At 65.4% G+C, this 14,607-nt stretch carries 15 protein-coding genes; 12 read left to right on the forward strand and 3 right to left on the reverse strand.

Translation table 11 applies throughout. From position 1 onward, the window contains the following. The first annotated feature begins 66 nt into the window (after positions 1-66). The gene (locus tag HCT51_RS13580; protein WP_166877749.1) at positions 67-561 is read left to right on the forward strand and encodes a MarR family winged helix-turn-helix transcriptional regulator; all 495 of its coding nucleotides are present in this window, start codon (positions 67-69) and stop codon (positions 559-561) included. 80 nt (positions 562-641) lie between these two features. After that, positions 642-2,105, forward strand: coding sequence for an aldehyde dehydrogenase family protein (locus tag HCT51_RS13585; RefSeq protein ID WP_166877746.1), 1,464 nt, complete (start codon positions 642-644; stop codon positions 2,103-2,105). A gap of 40 nt (positions 2,106-2,145) precedes the next feature. Here the strand turns inward: HCT51_RS13585 and HCT51_RS13590 are convergent, their stop codons facing one another. Continuing rightward, positions 2,146-3,009, reverse strand: a complete 864-nt coding sequence (locus tag HCT51_RS13590; protein ID WP_166877743.1) for an SDR family NAD(P)-dependent oxidoreductase — start codon at positions 3,007-3,009, stop codon at positions 2,146-2,148. 175 nt (positions 3,010-3,184) lie between these two features. Here HCT51_RS13590 and HCT51_RS13595 point away from each other — a divergent pair, with 175 nt between their 5' ends. From HCT51_RS13595 to HCT51_RS13615, 5 genes are all read left to right on the forward strand, one after another. Continuing rightward, positions 3,185-3,472, forward strand: a complete 288-nt coding sequence (locus tag HCT51_RS13595; protein WP_166877740.1) for a hypothetical protein — start codon at positions 3,185-3,187, stop codon at positions 3,470-3,472. A 9-nt stretch (positions 3,473-3,481) separates the two neighbouring features. Continuing rightward, on the forward strand, positions 3,482-4,315 hold the full coding sequence (locus tag HCT51_RS13600; protein WP_166877735.1) for an oxidoreductase: 834 nt from the start codon (positions 3,482-3,484) through the stop codon (positions 4,313-4,315). An 85-nt stretch (positions 4,316-4,400) separates the two neighbouring features. Then, positions 4,401-5,852 carry an aminotransferase class V-fold PLP-dependent enzyme gene (locus tag HCT51_RS13605; protein ID WP_166877732.1) on the forward strand — a complete coding sequence of 484 codons (1,452 nt, stop codon included), beginning with the start codon at positions 4,401-4,403 and terminating at the stop codon, positions 5,850-5,852. A gap of 148 nt (positions 5,853-6,000) precedes the next feature. Beyond that, the gene (locus HCT51_RS13610) at positions 6,001-7,044 is read left to right on the forward strand and encodes an alpha/beta hydrolase family protein (RefSeq protein WP_166877730.1); all 1,044 of its coding nucleotides are present in this window, start codon (positions 6,001-6,003) and stop codon (positions 7,042-7,044) included. Between the two features lie 206 nt (positions 7,045-7,250). After that, the gene (locus HCT51_RS13615) at positions 7,251-8,120 is read left to right on the forward strand and encodes an EamA family transporter (RefSeq protein ID WP_224760499.1); all 870 of its coding nucleotides are present in this window, start codon (positions 7,251-7,253) and stop codon (positions 8,118-8,120) included. A gap of 20 nt (positions 8,121-8,140) precedes the next feature. Here the strand turns inward: HCT51_RS13615 and HCT51_RS13620 are convergent, their stop codons facing one another. Continuing rightward, complete coding sequence (locus HCT51_RS13620) at positions 8,141-8,329, reverse strand: hypothetical protein (protein ID WP_166877727.1); 189 nt, start codon at positions 8,327-8,329, stop codon at positions 8,141-8,143. Between the two features lie 156 nt (positions 8,330-8,485). Here HCT51_RS13620 and HCT51_RS13625 point away from each other — a divergent pair, with 156 nt between their 5' ends. Continuing rightward, a complete protein-coding gene (locus HCT51_RS13625) occupies positions 8,486-9,625 on the forward strand; it encodes a low temperature requirement protein A (protein ID WP_166877723.1) in 1,140 nt (379 codons plus the stop codon). A 41-nt stretch (positions 9,626-9,666) separates the two neighbouring features. Here the strand turns inward: HCT51_RS13625 and HCT51_RS13630 are convergent, their stop codons facing one another. After that, positions 9,667-10,041 (reverse strand): hypothetical protein, encoded by a 375-nt coding sequence (locus HCT51_RS13630; RefSeq protein ID WP_166877720.1) that lies wholly within the window; start codon positions 10,039-10,041, stop codon positions 9,667-9,669. Between the two features lie 586 nt (positions 10,042-10,627). Between HCT51_RS13630 and HCT51_RS13635 the strand changes: the two genes are divergently transcribed. The 4 genes from HCT51_RS13635 to HCT51_RS13645 all read left to right on the forward strand — a co-directional run bounded on the left by HCT51_RS13635 (position 10,628) and on the right by HCT51_RS13645 (position 14,399). Continuing rightward, positions 10,628-11,293: a GAP family protein gene (locus HCT51_RS13635; RefSeq protein WP_166877717.1), complete on the forward strand. Its 666-nt coding sequence runs from the start codon at positions 10,628-10,630 to the stop codon at positions 11,291-11,293. Positions 11,294-11,509: 216 nt separating this feature from the next. Then, positions 11,510-12,415 carry an ABC-three component system protein gene (locus HCT51_RS13640; RefSeq protein ID WP_224760500.1) on the forward strand — a complete coding sequence of 302 codons (906 nt, stop codon included), beginning with the start codon at positions 11,510-11,512 and terminating at the stop codon, positions 12,413-12,415. Further along, complete coding sequence (locus HCT51_RS19030; protein ID WP_166877708.1) at positions 12,412-12,660, forward strand: ABC-three component system middle component 6; 249 nt, start codon at positions 12,412-12,414, stop codon at positions 12,658-12,660. Before HCT51_RS13640 ends, HCT51_RS19030 begins: the two co-directional genes overlap by 4 nt. Continuing rightward, the gene (locus HCT51_RS13645) at positions 12,660-14,399 is read left to right on the forward strand and encodes an ABC-three component system protein (protein WP_166877704.1); all 1,740 of its coding nucleotides are present in this window, start codon (positions 12,660-12,662) and stop codon (positions 14,397-14,399) included. The genes HCT51_RS19030 and HCT51_RS13645 overlap by 1 nt, the downstream gene beginning before the upstream one ends. Positions 14,400-14,607 lie beyond the last annotated feature (208 nt).

A 14,607-nucleotide genomic window follows, 5' to 3' on the forward strand; every position in this document is an offset into this window, starting at 1 on the left:
ATACCGCTCACTAGGAGCATCACCCATAAGCTGAGAATTCATCCAAAGAAAAGTAGAGTGACCACCGTGACCGACTACATCGACAAGGCCCAAGCGCAATGGGCGCAAATCCAGCCCGGGCTGGATACCGAACCCGCGGGCATCATCGGGCGCATCGCCAGGCTCGCGCAGCTCATCGAGACGCGCACCGACCGCGTGCTCGAAGAACTCGACGTCACTCGTTCAGAGTTCGACATCCTCGCCCTGCTCACCCGTTCCGGCCGGCCGATGACCCCGAGCGAGATCTCTGCAAACATGCTGTGCTCCGCCGCCGGCACCACCAAGCGCATGAAGAAGCTGCTCGATGCTGGCCTGATCACCCGCGAGACGAACCCGTCGGACGGCAGAGGTGCGCTCATCCAGCTGACGGATGCCGGACAGGCAAAGACGATCCCCGTGTTGCGCGCCGTTCTCGATGTCGAGGCGCGCCTGCTGGAAGCCCTACCTGCTGACGACTGCGAGCGGCTCACCGCGCAACTGCGCGCGCTGCTAACCAGCCTGGAAGCCGCCGGCTCCCGCTAGAGGTTTCCTTCCGCCACCGCCCCGGATACTGTCTGAGGTGGGGGCCCAGGCGTCCGGGGGCGATCGACGAAGGAGTCGACATGACCATCACCCGCGAGCTGATCATCAACGGCGAACATGTGCCAGCGGCATCCGGCAAGACCACCGAGGACATCAACCCCTACACCGGCGAGGTCTACGCCACCGTGGCGGCGGCCGGCACCGAAGACGTGAACCGGGCGGTCGGCGCCGCAGCGGATGCCTTCGAAAGCTGGGCGAGCACCAGCCCCAGCGCCCGCGCCAGGATCTTCCTGCGCGCCGCCGACCTCTTCGAGGAACGCACCGATCAGGCGATCGAACTGATGGCCCAGGAGGTGGGCGGGGTCAGCAGCTGGGCGCAGTTCAACGCCGCACTGGCCGCGAACATCCTGCGCTCCGCGGCGGCCGCCAGCACCGCGCCGCTCGGTGAAGTGCTCGCCACCGACCTGCCCGGCAAGTACTCCCTCGCGGTGCGGCAGCCGTACGGGGTGGTCGCCGCCCTGGCGCCGTGGAACGCGCCCCTGATCCTCGGCATGCGCGCCGTGGCCATCCCGCTCGCGGTTGGCAACACCGTGGTGCTGAAGCCCAGCGAAGACGCCCCGCTGGCGTGCGGGCTGTTCCTCGCGGATGTGTTGCTGGACGCGGGGCTTCCGGCCGGGGTGCTGAACGTCATCACCAACGCCAGGGACGATGCATCCGATGTCGTCACCGCACTGATCAGCGACGACCGGGTGCGCTGCGTCAACTTCACCGGCTCCACCAAGGTCGGCCGCATCGTCGGCACTCTCGCCGCACAGCACATCAAGCCCACCGTGCTGGAACTCAGCGGCAAGAACAGCCTGGTCGTGCTCGATGACGCCGACCTCGACTACGCCGTGAACGCGGCGACCTTCGGCGCCTACATGAACGCCGGGCAGATCTGCATGTCGATCGACCGGGTGATCGTCGACAACAGCATCGCCGACGAGTTCACCGACCGCTTCGCGGCAAAGGTCGCCACCCTGCCGACCGGCGACCCGACCGACCCGAACACCGTAATCGGCCCGGCCGTGAACGCGAAGGCCGCCGAGCGGCAGTACCAGTTGATCGACGACGCCGTAGCGAAGGGCGCGAAGATCGCCGCGGGCGGCCAGAAACTCAACCACGCGCTGGTTCCGGCGACCGTGCTCACCGACACCACCCCGGAGATGTCCATCTACCACGACGAGATCTTCGGATCGATCACCACGGTGCTGCCGGCGAAGAGCGCGAAGGACGCCATCCGCCTGGCAAACGACACCAAGTTGGGGCTCACCGCGGGCGTGATCACCGAGAACGTCTCCCGGGGCATCAGCGTCGCCCAGCGGCTGCGCACCGGCATCGTGCACGTGAACGACCAACCGGTCAACGACGAGCCGATGGCCCCGTTCGGCGGGGCGCAAAACTCCGGGTACGGCAGGTTCGGCGGCCAGGCGGGCATCAACTCATTCAGCGAGCTGCGCTGGGTGACGGTCCAACAGAAGGGGCACGCCCAGTTCCCGTTCTAGGCAGTGCTTTTAGAACGACGGTGCACAGCGCACGGTGCACTCAGAACGGCGGCACCGGATCCCCGGTGATCCACGCCCGGTTCGAGTCGGGCAACTCCCCCGCCTCGTCCGTCACGCCGTAGGCGGCCGCGACTTCGGCGGCCACCAGCCAGCGCCCGGTCAGCCGGAACAGGTCCGGGTCCGCGGCGAGCGCGGCCACCGCCCGCCCGACGAACAGCGGAGTCTCGCGGTTCGGTTGGTCGGCGAAGTACTGCAGGTTGGCAACAACACTCTCGGTGAGCACCAGACCGGGATACAGCGAGACGGATGCCACGCGGTGCGGCCTCAGGTCTTCTGCCATGTCTTTCGCCAGCCGGTCGATCGCATCATGCGCCACCGCGTAGGCGACCGGCGGCACCCGCACCTGCCCGGCGAACGAGGACAGGCAGACGATCAGCCCCGGCCCGCTGCGGATCATCAGCGGCGCCGCGAGCGCGGACGCGACGTAGTGCGAGCGCACCCCGATCCGGTGCATGGAGTCCCACAGCGCCAGCGGCTGCTCCCAGAACGGTCCGGGATTGAACTCGCTGCCATCGGTGAACCGCTCGTATCCGCCCCAGGCACTGTTAACCAGGATGTCGAGGCGCCCATGCTCCCGGTCGATGCGGGCAATCAGCGCCCGCAGTTGCTCGTCGTCCCCGACGTCGAGCGGGGCGGCGACGCCGCGACCACCCAGTGCGGTTACCTCCTCGGCGGTGGTCTGCACGGTTCCCGGCAGCCGGGAGGCGGCGGTCCCCTCCACCACCGTGCGGCCGCCCACGTAAACGGTGGCACCGGCCTCGCCCAGGCCTCGTGCGATCCCCCGACCAACCCCACGGCTGGCCCCGGTAACCAGCGCAACCTTTCCCACCAGCGACAGGGTCATGTCAATCCGCCGATCTCACGGGCCCGGCGGCCCGCAGCCATGGCACCAGCGTGCCACCAACGAGCCGTCCGCCACAGCCTTGCGCAGCCTTGCGCCGGAGCCCGAGCAATTTGCGCGAGGCATCGCGCCGCGACATCCTGCTACCGTCGGGTCCAAGCGACGAGAAGAGGCGACCGTGTCAGCTTCCCCTCCCACCAGCAACCGTTCCATCCCGAGCCTCGTGATCGGCTGGCTCGGACTCGTGCTGCACCTCGCCACCGGCATCCCCCTCGTGGCCGTCGGCCTCGTCGCGCCTCTTGATGCCATCGTCACCCTCTGGCTGATCTGGCTGGCGCTGCTGGTCCTCGCCATTTGGCTGCTGCGAAACCACCCGGGGTGGACGATCCTCGTGCCGATCGCCGCCCTACCGACCCTCTTCGGCGCGGTCATGCTCGGCGAGTCGTTGCTCGGCTGGTCGGCGTAGGGTTCGCCCATGAGAGTTCCGAAGGTCGCGCTGGTCACCGGGGCGTCATCCGGAATCGGCGAAGCCACCGCCCGCCGCCTGGCCGGGCTCGGCCTCACCGTTTACGGCTCGGCCCGCCGGCTGGAGCGGATGTCGCCGCTTGAGGTCGCCGGGGTGCGCCTGCTGGAAATGGACGTCACCGACGACGCATCCATGACGGCGGGCGTTGACCGCATCCTCGCCGACACCGGACGCCTCGACATCCTCGTGAATAATGCCGGCTACGGCTCGTACGGCGCGCTGGAGGACGTGCCGCTCAGCGAGGGCCGGGCCCAGTTCGAGGTGAACGTGTTCGGGATGGCGCGGCTGACCCAACTCGTGCTGCCCACCATGCGCGCGCAGGGCGCGGGCAAGATCATCAACATCTCGTCGATGGGTGCCAAGATTTACGAACCGCTCGGCGCCTGGTACCACGCCACCAAGTTCGCGGTGGAGGGCCTCAGCGATTCGCTGCGGCTCGAGCTGAAGCCGTTCGGCATCACGGTCGTGATCATCGAGCCGGGCGCGATCCTCACCGAGTGGAGCACCATCGCCCGCGAGAGCCTGCTGCAGGTGTCGGGCGGCACCGCATACGGTCGGCTGGCGCGCAGCGTCGCCGACGAGATGGCGGCCGCCGACCATCCGCAGCGCGGCTCCGACCCGTCGGTGGTCGCGGACGCGATCGCCGCGGCGGTGAAGTCGCGGCATCCGAAGACGCGGTACGCCATCGGCGCGCACGCGAAGTCCGCGGTGATCGGGCGACGGCTGCTGCCTGACCGCGCGATGGACGCCGTGCTGTGGCGGCGCTTCGGGCGCGGCATGTGAGGACGGGCCGGCGGCGCGGCGCTTGCCGCTCGGATACTTCGTTGCCGCCCACGGCGAGGAAAGGCGGCCGGAGTACGATGGCCCCATGGGCGCCACCAGTGCCACGACATCTGCAACCATCCACGGAAGCGAACTCGTTCGCCTCGTCGGCTCAGACACGGCGGTGCCACTGGTCACCGGCGAGATGCGACGCTATGTGAACCTCGACTATGCCGCATCGGCTCCCGCGCTCCAGACGGTTCACGATGCCGTGGAGCAACTGCTCGGCTGGTACTCGTCGGTCCACCGCGGCGCCGGTTTCAAGTCACGTGCCTCGACCGCCGCGTACGAGGGCGCCCGCGAGTCGATCCATCACTTCGTCAACGCACGCGACGATGACGCCGTCATCATCACACGCAACACGACCGATGCGATCAACCTCTTCGCCGGCACGCTCAAGGAGGGCACCCAGGTCGTCGCATTCGCCGGCGAGCATCACGCCAACCTGCTGCCCTGGAAGAGGTTCGGGGTGCGATACCTGTCGATACCCGAATCGCCTGCCGAGATGCTCGAGAACCTCGAGACCGCGCTACGGAGGCTTCCGCGGAGCGACGATCCACACATCGTCACGGTCACCGGGGCGAGCAACGTGACCGGCGAGATTTGGCCCATCCGTGAGGTCGCTCGCGTGGCGCACGAGAACGGTGCGCGCGTGTTGGTCGACGCCGCGCAGCTCGCGCCGCACGCACCGATCGACATGGCTCGCGACGCAATCGACTACCTCGCGCTTTCGGGTCACAAGCTATACGCGCCGTACGGAGCGGGTGCGCTCATCGGCGAGCGCGACTGGCTCTCGTCGGGCGATCCATTCCTGCGCGGTGGCGGCGCTGTGAAGCTCGTGACCGTCGACGAGACACTGTGGGCGGATCTCCCCGACCGCCAGGAGGCGGGATCCCCCAACGTCATCGGCGCCGTCGCGCTGGGAGTCGCATGCGACACGCTCGGCGCGGTCGGTATGAATCGCATCGCCGCCGAAGAGCGCGAGCTGCTGGCCTACGCCCGCAAACGCCTGGCCGGCATCGATGGGTTCGAGCACTACCGAGTTTGGCCGGCGGGGCATCCGCGCGTCGCCCTCCTCACCTTCAGCCTGCGGGGAGTGCCGTACGACCTCCTCGCCGCGACGCTCTCGGCCGAGTATGGCATCGGCATTCGGCACGGATGCTTCTGCGCACACCCGCTGATGGCGCGCCTTCTCAAGGTCGACGACTCCGAGATGCATCGGCTGCTCGACGAGACGCGCGACGGTCATCACGCGCGGCTCCCGGGTGCCGCCCGCATGAGCATGGGGCTGGGTTCTACGACAGCCGACGTGGACGCCCTTGGCGATGCCCTGAGCGCGATTGCGGCGGACGGGCCTCGCTGGACGTACGCAATCGACCCCGAGACCGACATGTACGAACCCGACCCCGATCCCCGCCCCCTCCCCGCACTGGGGATGCGTCTGGTCGATCATCCCCGCGAACACACTCACAGCCACAGCCACAGCGAATCGGCCTGACGTCGTGCGCCGGAAAAATTCGGCTCTCCTCGGCAGCTGGTGCGGCAAGCGCGCGCGGTCGGCGGTGCTCGGCTGTCGGCTGCTGCCGGATGTCGCGATGGGAGCAGTGCTCTGGCGGCGGTGCGGGCGGCTTGTGAGGAGTGCCGCGATGACTGAACGCGTAGGGCTCGGGATGCCGCAACGGCCCTGCTTCGGGACGTCTAGACACCTCGGCGGCGCGCTCGGGCTGGCGGTGCTCGTCGCCCTGCTGCTCGGCGGGTGCGCGGCATCCGACTCGGTGTTCGGGCCGGACGAGGTCGCCGAGTCAGACCGGGTGACCCTGCGCACGCTGGCCGAGAACGACGAGAACCCGCGCCTGGAGATCGGCGAGCAGACCACCGAGGTCGCCGCTTACTCCACGTATAGCGCCAGCTACCAGAGCGGCGGTGTCACGATCACCGCGGGGCTGAGCATCCCGACCGCTGACGGCCCGTACCCGGGCATCGTGCTGGCGCACGGCTTGACCCACCCGGACTCATTCATTCAGGGCGGGCGCATGAATCCCGAGAGGGACTACTTCGCCCGAGCCGGATACGTCGTGCTGAACGTCGACCTGCGCAGCAGCCAGCCCGGCACCAAGGCGGAGACCGCGCTGAGTATCGACATGGGCGCCACCCTCGACGTGATCAACGCGGCGCGCGCCCTGGCGGCCGCCGACCTATCCGGCCTGCCCGGTCTCTCCGACCTTTCCGACCTTGACGAGGACCGCATCGCGCTGATGGGTCACTCGATGGGCGGCACCCTGGTGATCAACGCGATGGTTGCGCAGCCCGGCCTGATCGACGCGGTCGTCGCGATCGCGCCGGCGTCGAGCGACGCGGTCGACAACGTGCACGTTCTGAGCCTGATGGCCGGCGCCACGAGCGGGAGCATCTTCGCCCGGTATGGCACCCCGGAAGACCGACCGGCGTTCTGGCAGGACATCTCAGCCCGCACGTTCGCCAACCGTGCCGAGGCTCCGCTGCTGATCATCCACGGCACCGACGACCCGGTCACGCCGGTCGAGTGGTCGGAGGCGACAGCGGATGTCTGGAACGCGGCCGGCTCGGACGTTCGGCTGGTGCGACTCAAGGGCGAGGGGCACATCTTCAGCTCCCGATGGCGTGACGCGATGGAGCTGGCCGAGGAGTTCCTCGACGACGAGCTGGACTGACCAGTCGCCACAGCCACATCCCTGTCCCCGCAGGAGAACGGCGGTGTCACGCAGTGAACCGTGCGGGGTCTCTCACACCGCGCGGGGCTATGTAGCACCGCATTGTGTGAGAGCCTCCGCGCGGTTCGGTTCGGTGCGCCCGCACCCGGGCATCTCGCGGACGCGCCACTTCTCGGGCGAGGAACTCGCGACACTAGGCTCGTGCCGTGCACCTGCTTGACCGAGTTCCCCCGCCCGTGCTCGCAGTGGCCGCCATAGTCTCGGTGCAGTTCGGTAGCGCATCAGCGCGAACGCTCTTCGATGAAACAGGTGCATTGGGCGCAGCGACGCTGCGTCTGGTACTCGGGAGTCTGATCCTTCTAGCCCTGGTCCGCCCCAAGGTCAGGTCCTGGACGCGGCAGACGTGGATCACCGTCGCGGCACTCGGGCTCGCTCTCGGCGGCATGAACTGCTTCATCTACCTGGCCATCGACGAGATCCCGATCGGCATCGCGGTGACCGTCGAGTTCCTCGGCCCGTTGGCGGTCGCGCTCTCGCAGGTGCGCAGGGTCACGGATGCCGCGTGGGCGCTGCTCGCGTTCGCCGGAGTGCTCATGCTGGGCTTCGAGGCGACCACCACACTCTCCTGGATTGGATTGCTGTTCGCCGCCGTCGCCGGGGTGTTCTGGGCCGTCTACATTCTCGCGAGCTCCCGGCTGGGCAGCACCGGCGGCGGGCTGGACACCCTCGCGGTCGCGATGGTGATCGCGGCGATCGTCGCGACGCCGTTCGGCGCCGCGAGCGCGGTCAACTCCGTTACCGCGGATCCGACGATCCTGATCTTCTTCGTGGGCGTCGCGATCGCGACATCCGTGCTGCCCTACTCACTCGAGTTCGTGGCGCTGCGGCGGATGCCCACGCGAGTCTTCGGGGTGCTCTCCAGCTTGGGGCCGGCGGTCGCCGCTCTGGCCGGCCTGGTGATTCTCGGCGAAGCGCTCGGATGGTTGCAGATCTTGGCCTTGGTGCTGGTCTCGCTCGCGAGCCTCGGCGTCACCCTATCCGCGCGCCGGCCACGGGCGACACCGCTGCTGGACTGACTTGAGGAGCGACCGCGCGGTCAGCTCTCCTCGTGCTCCGCAAGCAGGATCGCGGTTCGCAGCCGCATATTGTGCGAGTACGCGTTGAGCGCGCGAATCGCGGCGATGATCAGCACGATCAGGGAGGCGAGCACCGCGGCCCCGAAGGCAACGAGAAGCCCCCACAGGATCGTCACGAGGTAGCTCCAGAAGCTCGGCTCATAAACCATGTTTCTGAAGGTAGCTCATTCGGCCGGGCTGGTAGCCCGTCCCGACCCGTTTCTTTCCCGCCCGGCATCCTGCATCCTGATCGAGTGCGAAATGAAGGTGGCGCATCCTCTCCCTTCAGTGGGACCCGTGTGCGCGTCGCGGATGCCTCCGCCAGAGTGACGACTTTCGAGTTGTTCTTCGATCTCGTCTACGTGTTCGCGTTCACTCAGGTGAGCCGCCTGATGGCAGACACCCACAGCCCACTCGGCATCCTGCAAGCGCTCGTGGTGCTCGCGCTCCTGTGGTGGACATGGGTGTCGTACGGGTGGCTCGCGAATCAGGCGCCGGCCGACCAGGGCGTGATGCAGGTTGGCATGAGCATCGCGATGATCGCGATATTCATCGCGGCGCTCACCATCCCCGAGGCCTACGACGACCTCCCCGGCGGATGGGACGGGCCGCTCGTGCTGGCGCTCGCCTACACACTCGTGCGCATCGTGCACATCACGCTGTACTTGGTGGCCGCAGGCGACGATGCCGGTCTACGCCGCCAAGTCTTGCTCACCCAAGCCGTCGCGATGGCGCCAGCGTCTGTGGCGCTCATCGTGGGCGCGCTGGTCGGCGGTCCGGCCCAGACCTGGATCTGGCTGGGCGCGTTCCTCTACGAAGCGGCGCTGACCTACTTCAGCTCGCGCGGCGGGGGCGGTTGGCGCCTGCACTCCCCCGCGCACTGGGCGGAACGACACGGACTCATCGTCATCCTCGCCCTCGGCGAATCGATCGTCGCGGTCGGCGTCGGCGTGGCCCGCGAGCCGATCGACTGGCCGATCACGGTGGGCGTCGTGTTCGCCGTGACGCTCTCGATCCTGTTGTGGTGGGCCTATTTCGCGCGCATCTCGGCGGCGGGCGAGCACGCGTTGAATGATCGAACGGATGCCGCGCGCGTCGTCCTTGCCCGCGACGCGTACACCTACGTGCACTTCCTGATCGTCGCCGGGGTGATCCTGGCTGCGCTGGGCATCGAGGAGGCGATGGCGCACATCGGGGAAACCGAGCCGTTCGGCTGGTTCGGTGCAGCCGCCCTCGCCAGTGGACTCACCACCTACGCGGCCTCCACGGCGATCTTCGGACGCCTTGCCGACCTGCCCTGGCCGGTGATCCGCATCGTCGCGGCGCTGGTGCTCGCGGTATCCGTTCCGGTGCTCGCAGCAGTGGCCGCAATCTGGGCGATCGTGATCGTGGTGGCCGTGCTCTCGGTGATGCTCGTGCTTGAGGGTGCAGCGCGCCAGCGGAGCAGTGCGCCGACAACTTCCTGAGCTGGCCGCGATGCACGACACCGCCGCACGGGCCTCGGCTCCTACTCGTCAACGACCAGTCCATCTGCCGAATTGAGGCTCACAGCAATTCCACTGAGCGCGTCGCTCACCCGAATCGAGAAGTGCTGGCCGTCGGCGGATGGCGCATAGCCCAGGTCCATGTCAGGCGGAAGCTTCGAGAAGGTGGCGGTCTCGGTGTAGATCATCCGGTCCTCCGCGATGAACAGCTGCGCCGGTAACCTCCCGAATTGCTGTGCGCCACTCAGCCCGGCACCGAGCGAGAACACGACATGCCTGAGGTTCGCGCGAAGCTGTCCATCGGGTGTCGTCGCGATGTTCGCCCCCTCGATCGGCGGGATGACTCGGGCTTCAACCGGCACGAGGGGCGTGATTGCCTCGCTCTCCGGCGCTGTCAACGAAGTCAGTGTTGGTGCAGCTGGAACCGTGTCAGGCCACTGGTATGCGGAGAGGCTCCAAGCGCAGAGGACCGTTCCGGCAATACCAAGGAGCAGGCCGAGTGTCGCCAACACCCGGTAACCGGCCCGACCCGCGCTCACCGCGAGAAAGATAGCGCTGATCCCAGCCGTCGTGACCGCGAATCCGCGGAATCCGGGTTCGGCCAATGACAGCGGCCACCAGCAAGCGAACAGCCCGAACATTACTGCTACGAGGCCGCGAAGGCGGCTGTCTCTTTTCGGTGCTGGTCGAGGACGCTCGGCCACGGCCGTCGCTGGATAGGAGCGTCGAGGTCGCGGCCCTGGTGGCGGGTCATCCCAATAACCGGGAGGACTCCAGTCCCGTGGACCAGTGCCCATTCGACGCCCCTTTCGAAAGCCTCTCATTTCTAACCGAGGAGCGCAGATGACCGACACTCCCCAAACGAGGGACGATGGCCCTGCCAGTGCCAGAATGACGCGGGGCCGATCGGCCGCTTGTACCTGTGCGGTTCTACAGTCTTAGAATCGCGGTTCAACCTCGATCAGGTGAAAGGGGGACGGCCCAGTGGAGGCGATCGTTCCGATTCTCCCGATCGCGCTGGCGGCTGCGCTCAGTTCGGTACCGATCATGGCGAGTATCTTCATCCTGCTCTCCCCCAACCGGGGCCGGGCAGCGCTGCCGTTCCTTGTCGGCTGGGTCGTCGGCATCTTCGTCGTGCTCTTCCTGTTTACGCTTCTGGCCCAGGGCGTCCCCACCTCCCGTTCACCGCGCCGACCGGACACGGTCATTGCCGCCCTCCAAATCTTTTTCGGTGTCGCAATCATCGGCGTCGCGGCATGGTCCTGGGTGAGGTCACGCCACCAGACGAGATCGACAGGGGCGAAGTGGCTGAAGAAGGTCGACAGGTTCGGTCCGTGGCCGGCGCTGGGCCTGGGGTTTGTCCTCAATCTGCGGCCGAAGGGGCTGCTGCTCGCTGGCGCTGCCGGGCTCTCGATTCGCGCCGATACAGAGGCGGCGTCATCCGCCCTGCTCGCGATCACGATCTATACCCTCATCGCGGCATCGACCGTTGCAGCGCCGGTGATCGCAACGCTCGCGGCGCCGGCCCGTATGGAACCTCGGCTGGTGAGAGTTCAGTCGTGGATGAGTCGAAACGGTGAGGCCCTCACCAGCGTGATCCTGGCGCTGATCGGCGTGGTGATCGTTGTTATGGGTATTGCTCGCTGGTAGGAGGTACGGCCCTCTTCCATATTGCCCGTACCGTCGGTGGCACTCCTCGAGCTTCAGCCGTCGCCCATCAGCCCGTCGTGAACGGCTCTGTAGAAAAAACTGAGGAAAGGTACTGAACCGTCGGGCCACACGATGGAAAGTCGTTAGGCTGGCGATGTCAATCGACGTGATGGGGGTCACGCTTTGGAGTTCTACGAGCGACTTTCGCTACGGCCCATGCTGTGGACAGTCATGTGGGGATTGACCGGCAACTCCTTCGAGGACTTCTTTCACGACGTGATGACCCTCTGCGTTCCCGGATTCGTGGACGTGCGCACGCACGGCAAACTCGGGGACAAGGGCAGTGACGGCATGAGCCTTCACTTCGGGAAGCTGTATGCCTGCTACGCTCCCGAGACCCCGAATGCCGCGGCATCAATCGCGAAGCTGCGATCCGATGTTAAGAGCGCACTAAGGCAGCGCAACGGGCAATTCACAACCTTTGTGTTCGTCCACAACGATGTGCGTGGTGTTCATCCCGACATATCAGAGGAGCTCGTCTCACTGAGTACAGACCATCCGGGACTGCAATTCGAGTTGATGGGCATGCGTCACATACGAGACCTGTTGGGCGGCGCTGCCCGCATATCAGTCGAAGATGTGCTGAAGATGCCCCTTCCGATCGAGCACACGGTCACAGTGGGTCTGGAGGAAATGGAGGATTTGCTTCAGCACCTCGCGGCAAATCGTGTCATCTCGAGCAACCCTGGAACTGCTTCGCCCGTTTCGGTCCAGAAGCTGCACTACAGCGAACTGACCGTTGAAAGCCAGGCTGAGGTCCGGGACGGGATGAAACATAGCGGATTGATCGATTCCTACTACGGCGAGCGGATCGACGTGACCGAGCTGGATGACGTCGCTGCACGATTCCGCGCAGAGTACGTGGATGCAAAGCGCTCAGTATCGGAGCCTGAAGAAATTCTGCTCAGGCTGCGCGTCTTTCTTGCGGGCTCGAAGACCACGGCTGGCCCCGCTTATCGCGCTCAAACTGCGGTTCTCGCGTACTTCTTCCAGAGGTGTGACATCTTCGATAATCCTCCGGCAGGTTGGGTACCCCCCGTTGCGCTGGTGACACAGGCGTGATTACTCCGACCAAAGGGATTGCTCCGCAGCGAGCGCTGGTATCTGTCGCGGCGCAAGTCGCGATGGTTCTCAAGGAACCAATGACAATCAGCCAGACATGGGCGTCCCTAAAGGAATGGCGGGAACGAAATCGCCACACGGCCCCAATCTCGTTTGGGTGGTTCGTGCTTGCAGTTGATGTTCTGTTTGCATTGGGCGCCCTCGAATATGACGAGGGCCTCCTCCGCAAGAAAGGTCAGAACTAATGCTCTTATCGCTCCGATCCGATGACGAAAGATTCAAGAGCATCACCTTTCGCCACGGCCTGAACATCCTCGTCGCCGATAGGGCGAGTGAATCGACGTCCACGGACAGTCGAAACGGTGCCGGAAAATCCTCGCTAATCGAGGTCCTACATTTTCTTCTGGGGCTGCGAACACTCACAGACTCGGTACTCAAGAACTCCGCGCTTAGCGACCACAGCTTTACGCTGGAGATGGATTGGCGTCGGACTGCGTCTGAGATCTCGATCACTCGATCGCTTAGGAAACGCCCGAAAGTACTGCTGGCGCCGAATGTGGTTGATGCGACGCAGGCTGTCGCCGTAGCCGACCAGGTGACCAATGTGGAATGGGCGAAGGCGATCGGTCATGACCTGTTTGATCTTCCCGAGGACCACACGGGCGTTTCTGCTCGAGGACTGCTTGCGCTGTACATTCGGCGCGTTAGCCAACACGGCATGGACGACGCGGTTACGACGTTCGCGAAGCAAAGCGCAGCGGAGGCATCCACTAACGCGGCGTACCTCCTTGGCCTGGATTGGCGTCTTGCTGCGGACTATCAGAAGATTGCCGCGAGAGAGTCACTGAGACAAAAGCTGCGGCAAGCGGCCAAAGACCCGGTCTTTGGCCTGGTAATCGGATCCGCTTCCGAATTGCGCGGACAGATCACCGCTGCGAGCCGACGCGCGCGCGAGCTTGCCGACCAGGTTGCCGCATTTACCGTTTTGCCGGAGCACGAGCTGCTGCAGATGCAGGCCGACGAGATTGACGCGGAGATACGTGGCCTACGGGTTCAAGATGCCGCTGATCGTCGAAATCTTCAGGATCTGGAGTCCGCGATTCTAGCGGAGGCAGAGCCCGGAATGGACTATGTCGGGCGCGTGTACAGCGAACTTGGCGTAAGTATCCCAAACGGTGTCGTTCGAACCTACGAGGAGGTGCGGCGGTTCCATGACTCCGTCATGGTGAACCGCCGCACATACCTGCAGGAAGAGATTGACTCCACTCGAGAACGCCTCGACGAGCGACAGGCTCAACGTGAACGGTTCGGTCACGACCATGCGCGATTGCTGAGAATGCTAAATGAGGGTGGGGCCCTAGAGGCATACACGGCGCTACACGATCAGCTGTCGCACGCGCGTGCATCGCTGGAGTTACTGGAGTCAAGGCACGAGACCGCAAGAAAACTTGAAGCGACGCAGGCCGACATCAAGTTCGAACGAAGCAAGCTACAACAACAGATCTCACGGGACCTCGACGAGCGGGAGTCCATCGTAGACGAGGTCAACTCGCTCTTTCAGCGCTTCGCCGTGGCTCTATACGGACCAGAGCGCGAGGCGTACGTCGAAATTGTCGCTCTCGATAAGAGCCTTAAGATCGCGCCACACATCGGCGGCGAGGACAGCCAAGGCATAGGAAAGATGGTTGTCTTCTGTTTTGATCTGACATGGGCGGTTTTAGCGCATCGAGCGGGCCGCGGTCCCGATTTTCTCGTTCACGACAGTCACCTTTTTGACGGAGTTGACGAGCGGCAGGTGGCGAAAGCTCTCAACCTCGCGACACAAGTGTGTGAGGAAGAGGGGATCCAGTACGTCGTAACGATGAATTCTGATGAGCTCGACAAAGTCGAACGTCGTGGCGTCTCCTTGGCGCAATACGTCATCGAGCCTCGTCTGACCGACGACTATGAGGATGGCGGACTGTTCGGTTTCCGATTCGAGTGATCGGTAAATGAGCGATCAACGCGCCCTACCCCGCCAGAGCATGGGCATCCAACTCCATCACGCGCCCGCCGAGGCTGCCGGACGTCCTCAAGTCGGCGATCACTCTGTCGGTCCCCCGACGAGACCAGCGCACGGAGCTCGATCGGGCCATATCGCACCTCCTGTGGCGGAACGTTGTCGACCCAGACTACTGAGACCGTCCGGCCCT

The sequence above is a fragment of the Salinibacterium sp. ZJ450 genome (assembly GCF_011751885.2).
GTDB lineage: Bacteria > Actinomycetota > Actinomycetes > Actinomycetales > Microbacteriaceae > Ruicaihuangia.

What these genes read in the sequence shown, in the direction of transcription:
- HCT51_RS13585 (WP_166877746.1), top strand. Translation starts at nt 642, where the DNA reads ATGACCATCACCCGCGAGCTGATCATCAACGGCGAACATGTGCCAGCG.
- HCT51_RS13605 (WP_166877732.1), top strand. Translation starts at nt 4,401, where the DNA reads ATGGGCGCCACCAGTGCCACGACATCTGCAACCATCCACGGAAGCGAA.
- HCT51_RS13600 (WP_166877735.1), top strand. Translation starts at nt 3,482, where the DNA reads ATGAGAGTTCCGAAGGTCGCGCTGGTCACCGGGGCGTCATCCGGAATC.
- HCT51_RS13590 (WP_166877743.1), bottom strand. Translation starts at nt 3,009, where the DNA reads ATGACCCTGTCGCTGGTGGGAAAGGTTGCGCTGGTTACCGGGGCCAGC.
- HCT51_RS13620 (WP_166877727.1), bottom strand. Translation starts at nt 8,329, where the DNA reads ATGGTTTATGAGCCGAGCTTCTGGAGCTACCTCGTGACGATCCTGTGG.
- HCT51_RS13610 (WP_166877730.1), top strand. Translation starts at nt 6,001, where the DNA reads ATGACTGAACGCGTAGGGCTCGGGATGCCGCAACGGCCCTGCTTCGGG.
- HCT51_RS13645 (WP_166877704.1), top strand. Translation starts at nt 12,660, where the DNA reads ATGCTCTTATCGCTCCGATCCGATGACGAAAGATTCAAGAGCATCACC.
- HCT51_RS13640 (WP_224760500.1), top strand. Translation starts at nt 11,510, where the DNA reads ATGCTGTGGACAGTCATGTGGGGATTGACCGGCAACTCCTTCGAGGAC.